The organism is Myxococcales bacterium (assembly GCA_022563535.1).
Taxonomy (GTDB): domain Bacteria; phylum Myxococcota_A; class UBA9160; order UBA9160; family UBA4427; genus DUBZ01.
On sequence record JADFNE010000126.1, the window covers coordinates 1 to 6,274 of the forward strand.

Annotated in this window: 4 protein-coding genes; 2 read left to right on the top strand and 2 right to left on the bottom strand. The window is 61.4% G+C overall.

Annotation, left to right across the window (positions count from 1 at the left end; all coding sequences use genetic code 11):
• Positions 1-308 precede the first annotated feature (308 nt).
• Positions 309-1,181: a DMT family transporter gene (locus IH881_19900; protein ID MCH7869965.1), complete on the top strand. Its 873-nt coding sequence runs from the start codon at positions 309-311 to the stop codon at positions 1,179-1,181.
• 380 nt (positions 1,182-1,561) lie between these two features.
• Entirely contained in the window at positions 1,562-2,005 is a 444-nt protein-coding gene (locus IH881_19905) for a cupin domain-containing protein (GenBank protein MCH7869966.1), read from the top strand.
• A 335-nt stretch (positions 2,006-2,340) separates the two neighbouring features.
• On the opposite strand, the gene IH881_19910 is transcribed toward IH881_19905, so the two are convergent.
• Positions 2,341-3,999, bottom strand: coding sequence for an NAD(P)/FAD-dependent oxidoreductase (locus IH881_19910; protein MCH7869967.1), 1,659 nt, complete (start codon positions 3,997-3,999; stop codon positions 2,341-2,343).
• Positions 4,000-4,298: 299 nt separating this feature from the next.
• Positions 4,299-6,113, bottom strand: coding sequence for a hypothetical protein (locus IH881_19915; GenBank protein MCH7869968.1), 1,815 nt, complete (start codon positions 6,111-6,113; stop codon positions 4,299-4,301).
• Positions 6,114-6,274 lie beyond the last annotated feature (161 nt).

The window sequence follows — 6,274 nt, forward strand, 5'->3', positions numbered from 1 at the left end:
ATGCGTAGTCCGGGTCGGCGATCTTTTGGTTCCATACAACCCGTGGTGAACACCACGACCAGGGCCACGAGCCAGACATTGAAAGTCCGATTATTCATATTCCCTCCCTCCGACGAAACCTCCACAGCAGCTGTGAAATCGGTCACTCTCGGAATACTCGGCAATGCAGTCATCTATAACTAGATGCCCTCACTGACAGGGGAACCGGAAAGGGACCACGGCGACTCCCCATCCGATTGCACCCTCATCGCGATACTCCTTTGTTGACTCCGGTCCCGCTGTATTGTTCAGACTACAATGTCTCTATTTTGGATGAAAGCAACGCAGGCAGAACCGCATTGAACGTAGTGTCTCTTACAGCACTGGCAATGGTGGCATTCGCCGCCAATTCAGTCTTGTGCCGACTCGCGTTGGGTGCTGAGTCGATAGATGCAGCCTCCTTTGCGACCGTCCGCGTCGCGGCTGGCGCGCTCGTCCTTGCAGCGCTGATGGCACCACGATGGCGAAAGCAGGGGCGATCATCGGCCGACTGGCGAATGGTCATCATGCTGTTCGGCTATATGGCCTTTTTCTCGTTCGCCTATATCACGTTGAGCGCCGGGACCGGTGCTCTGATTCTGTTTGCGGCCGTCCAGTTGACGATGTTTGCGATAGCACTGCGGTCCGGTGAGCGCTTCAATGTTGTGTCCTGGTGCGCACTCATCGTTGCTTTTGCCGGCTTGGTGTATCTGGTCTCCCCGGGCGTTACAGCGCCGGATTCGATTGGCGCCATGCTCATGGCTGTCGCCGGCGTCGCGTGGGGCATCTACTCAATTCTCGGCAGAAGCGTCGCCGACCCGCTGGAAGCGACAGCAAACAATTTTATCTTTTGCGTACCACTGGTGCTCGCGGTGAGTTGGGCCTTCCGTGCGGATTTCCACGCTACGTTCGGCGGAATAGGCCTAGCTGCTGCGTCCGGCGGTATCGCATCTGGTATCGGTTATGCGATCTGGTTCAAGGCACTTCCAGGGCTGGCCGCAATGCGCGCAGCCACCGTACAGTTGTCTGTTCCCGCGATTGCCGCACTGGGCGGCGTCATGTTCTTGGCCGAGGAAGTAAGCGCTCGGCTGGTGATCGCTTCGGCCGCAACCCTCGGCGGCGTGTGGGTGGTGCTCGCGCACCGGGCTAAAGCTCCAGACTAACGGCTATATCAATCCTCAGCGAAGCGCGGATTAGGGACCGCAGCCCGAATGCGGAGCTGACGGTCAAACCCTCCTCCAAGAAAACACCCACCACCAGTCCCGCCACTCGGCGCATTTCCATTACCCGGGACGGCCTCTACAACTAGATGCCTTCACTGACGAGTAATAAAGATTGCCGCCTCAGACCCAACAGAAGCCCTCGCCACCGCACCGAATCGGCGACCACAGGGTCTCAAATGCGATTCTGTGCCGCCAAGCCGTTTCCCCCGCTGCTACTATGCTGCGAAGGCTGCTGCTTGCGCGGTCGAAGGCTCGCGGCCTAAGGTAGTTTAGGCCGCACAGGTCACTCCGCGATCTAGTCCACTCGAGAGAAGGACACTATGAAAGCTCAACCGTTCGTTGTGACACCTACAGACTACGATACCGCCTTGAATGTGCTCGGAACCAAGGTGACCGTGCTCGCGTCAAACGCAGCGACGCAAGCGTATGAGATCACCCTGCAGCAAGGCGACGAGGGAACAGGCCCACCACCTCATAGCCACAACTGGGACGAGTCCTTCTATGTCCTCAAGGGCACAGTCGAGTTCACCTGCGCGGAGAAGACCGTATTGTGTGTGCCGGGTACGCTCGTGCATGTGCCCGCCGGCACCGTGCACAGCTTTCGCTACGGTGACGACGGCGGCGAGGTGCTCGAACTCACCGGCCAGGGTGGCCTTGCCACACAGATGTTCACCGCCGTCAGCAAGGAGATCCCTCCTGGGCCCCCTGAGATTCCCAAGCTGTTGGAGGTACTTCAGCGAAACGGAGTGACCGTTGCAGGTTGAACGCACACCGTCACAACTCGGTACCTTCCTGTGCACGCCGTGCGGCTTAACAAGGCATCATTGCAGCTGACGTGGCACAGCGAGTTTTAAACGATCTTTGTCGTGATCGAAGTCAAGGGATCTAGGCTTGCCAGCCTCACTTGCCGGAATGTTGCCGCCAGCCTGCCACCCGAATCACCCGACAACGAGGACCTCTACAACTAGATGCCTTCACTGACGGGGGATCTCTGGGGGAAGCGGGCGCGGGAATCGAAAGCGCCGCCCCGCCATTGAAACGTCACCAATACAGGTACTTAGGTCCAGGAAGCCTGGAGTGCGGCCGGAGTGCAGTGAGGTCAGCGGTCCCCCACTCGGTGGGAGTCTCGAACAGGCTCCGCGCGGTGCGCTTGCTCGAACACGAACCCTGCGTAGTCCTTGTCCCTCACTTCGCCGATGCGCTGGTAGTACAGGGCGCCGCCCAAGTACACGGAGAAGTAGCGAGGCTTGCCGGGGATATTCGCGCCTGTCCACCAGGAGTTGGTACGGGGGAAGAGAGTCGCGTTGGCGATCGCGCTGACTTCGGCAGCCCATGCTTCTTCACTGTCGGCCGTAGGCTCGATCGCACCCAGCTCCTTCTCGCGTAGATGGCGCAAGCAGTTGCCGATCCAATCCATCTGGCGCTCGGCGCCGAGCGGCATGTTGTAGAACACGCCGGGCGACCCAGGACCGTGGATCATGAACAGGTTGGGAAAACCCGCGATCGTGATGCCGAGATAGTTGTGGAAACGATCCTGCCATCGCTCCTTCAGGCTCATGCTGTCGCGTCCCTTGGGGTTGAGACGCAGCATCGAGCCGCTGATGGCGTCGTAGCCGGTCGCCAGCACGAGCACGTCGATGGGGTGCTCGCCCGTCCGGGTCACCACGCTGGTGGGCGTGAACCGCTCGATGGGATCCTCGCGCAGGTCGACCAACGTCACGTTGTCGCGGTTGAAGGTCTTGAAGTAGCCATTGTCGAGGATCGGCCGCTTCGTGATCACGAAGTGGTCGGGCATCAACTTCTCGGCGGTCGCGGGGTCGCGCACGATCTCGCGGATCTTGCCGCGCACGAAGTCGGCCAGGGACGCGTTGGCTTCCTCGTTGATCGCGATGTCGCTGTAGAGGTTCAGGAAAAAGCCGAAGCCACCTCGCTGCCATAGCTCTTCGTACATCGCGTTGCGCTGCTCGGGGGTGTCCTCGAGGGCGGAGCGTGACGGGTTGGGGTCGAAGGGGAACCCTCCTTGGTGCGCGTACATCTTCGCGCGGACGGCGTCCCAGTCCTTTCTCGCTTCCGCCATCTCCTCGGGCGTGATGGGACGGTTGCCGGCAGGGAAGGCGTACTGCGGCGTGCGCTGCAGGACCGTCACGTGTTCGGCTTCGCGGGCAATCTCGGGAATCGACTGGATCCCCGACGAGCCCGTACCGATCACGGCAACGCGCTTGCCCTCGAAGGAAACAGGCTCATGAGGCCAGCGACCGGTGTGGTAGCACTCGCCCGCGAAGTCATGGATCCCCGGGATGTCGGGCATGTTCGCGGTCGAGAGGGCGCCCACCGCACAGATCAGGAACTGGGCGGAGGCACGCACGCCGGTGCTGGTCTCCACCGTCCAGCGCTGCGCCGCTTCGTCGTAGCGGGCGTCTTGCACCCAGGTCTCGAACTGGATGTCGCGGCGGAGGTCGAACCGATCGGCGACATGTTCGAGGTAGGCCAGCACCGCGGACTGCTCGGACTGCGTCTCGGCCCAGTCCCACTCCTTCATGAGCTCTTCCGAGAAGGTGTAGCAGTAGAAGGGGCTGCCCGGACCATCGACCCGTGCACCCGGGTAGCGGTTGTACCACCAGGTGCCACCGATGTCGCTGGCACCGTCGTACACCCGCACCGAAAGGCCCATCTCGCGCAGATGATGCAGGGCGTACATGCCGCTGACACCCGCTCCGATGACCACCACGTCATAGTGTTCGGTAGATCCGCTCGTCATTCTCTTCTCCTGCGCACCTGAGTCTCCCGCGCGGTGAACCAGTAGCACGAAGTATGCCGCCGGCTGGATTTCGTGTCGCATCGGCGGCGAGCTCAGCCCGACGGTGACGCTCCTCTCGACCCAGTTTGCCGGCGCTGATGGGGACGCGGGGGTCTCAATCGTGAACTCCCCATCGCGACCGACCTGCTGGATACCGGACGGCCCCGGAAGCCCTAGGGAGGTGCGACCCAGAAGCACCTCTTCAAGAAGACGAATAGACTGGGGATCGGGGGGTAAGCAGCCTGTCCAGGTCGTGCGCTTCAGATCTCGCTGGCGGCGTTTTGATCCCGCAATCCGACGGCCCGTCTCAAGGCTTGAAACCTAGGGCTAGCGCGGATTGGATCCCAGATCGATTCGACGTCCAGCGTGACAACGCCGTACGCGCGTTCTTTGTATGCACGCTCCAACTCGGCAAGGGCTTCGTCGTTTTCTCCGAGACCGATATGAACTCTCGCACGCGCGATCGGGGAGACCCATTCGAGGGCCGACCGCTCGGTCAGATCGGCCAGCAATGAGCGTGCGTCGTCGCTGCGACCGGCCGTCGCGAAGCACCAGCCGATGTCGCCCGCAATGAGTGGATCGCCAGCGGAGATCTGGAGAGACTCCTCGAGCAGGGCGATCCCCTGCTCGACGACACCCGATTTGCAAAGAAGAATTCCGAGAGCGTGGCGGCCATTCGGATTTGCAGAATCCACGGCGGTGGCTTCCCGATAGAGTTCCTCGGCGCGCTCGAGATTCCCACTCCATTCATAGATCTGGCCAGCCATGTGAATGACCTGGGCGTTCAGTGGGTCGATCAACAGGGCATGATCGGCGTCGCGAATCGCGTCATCCAACTCGCCGTAGCTGGCCAGGGTGAATCCACGCCCGCGTCGCGCGAACTCATAACTCGGACTGATATCGACTGCGCTATCCAGCGCTTCGAATGCGCCGTCCCAGTCCCAGTTACGATACAAGCGCACGAGACCGAGTGCGGTCTGCGCCTCCGGGAGATCGGCGTCGAGTTCGACGGCCCGGTTGGCAAGCTCCCAGGCCAGATCCATCACGGCGATGGGTGTCGCGTCTTCTCCCTCGCCCGCGATGGCCCATGTGTGCATGGGTGAACACGCGAGCGTGTCGGCGAGACCCGCATACCCGTGTGGGTATTCCGGATCCAGCCGCATCGCTTCCTCGAAATGCCGACGGGCGCGCAGCGCCCCAGCGGGAGTGTGCTTGTTCGCAAAGTAGATACCCTTGAGGTACGCGTCCTGGGCCCTTGGATCGACCGGTCCTGCATCCGCGAGCATTTCGGTTTCGCGGGCAGAAAGTCGCGCTTCGACCCGACGTGCGACGTTCCGTGCCACCTCACTCTGAAGATTAAACACGTCACCCAGATCGCGGTCGAACTGATCCGCCCAGAGATGCTGGTCGTTGCGCGCATCGATGAGCTGGACGGTGATCCGAACGCGTCGTCCATCGAGCATGATGCTGCCCTCGATGAGGGCATCTACGCCGAGCTCCAGCGCGATTTCGGGAAGAGACAGAGTCGTACCCGTGTACTGAAGCATCGTCGTGCGAGAGGTCACCTGAAGCGAACGGATACGAGCGAGGCCCGTGATCAGAGCCTCGGTCATTCCCTCGACGAAATACGCCTGTGCCGGATCACCGGTCAAGTTCTCGAGCGGGAGAACCGCGATCGACCGAATTGAAGCGCGAGCATCAGCCGGGTAGCCTGCAAACTCCATCTCCGGCCCGAATAGAGACATTCCGAGCGCCAACACCAACACCGCGATGATCGCGAAGTCGATGCGTCGGCTGCTACGGAGACGAACCACCTCCTGCTCCGGGTCATCCGGGGTTCTGACCAACCCCTCGGCCGTCCAATCGAAGAGCCAACCCAGTACCAGCGCCACGGGGAACCCGAGTGCAGTCACCAGGATCAGGATCCGATGCGCGGAATCCGGGACACCCAGGGGCTCGAAAGTAGCGTCCGCAATCTGGATGACGAGCCAGGCTGCTACGGCGTACATGGCTGCCACGCGAAAGACGTTGCGCCGCTTCAACTCTGAGAAGAGTCCAGTTTCGGGGCTGGCCATCTGGGCAGTCTAGCGCGGGCTCACGGAAGGCGGTCTCTACAACTAGATGCCTTCACTGACGGGGGATCTGAGAGGAGCCGCGGGGGCAATTTACGGGCCGAACGGATGGCAGGAGTAGCCTGCATGGGTTGGACGGGCGGGGAAATAGCTCAACGATTCCG

Bases quoted from the DNA above. Each gene is read 5' to 3' on its own strand.
- IH881_19905 (MCH7869966.1), top strand. From the start codon at position 1,562: ATGAAAGCTCAACCGTTCGTTGTGACACCTACAGACTACGATACCGCC.
- IH881_19915 (MCH7869968.1), bottom strand. From the start codon at position 6,113: ATGGCCAGCCCCGAAACTGGACTCTTCTCAGAGTTGAAGCGGCGCAAC.
- IH881_19910 (MCH7869967.1), bottom strand. From the start codon at position 3,999: ATGACGAGCGGATCTACCGAACACTATGACGTGGTGGTCATCGGAGCG.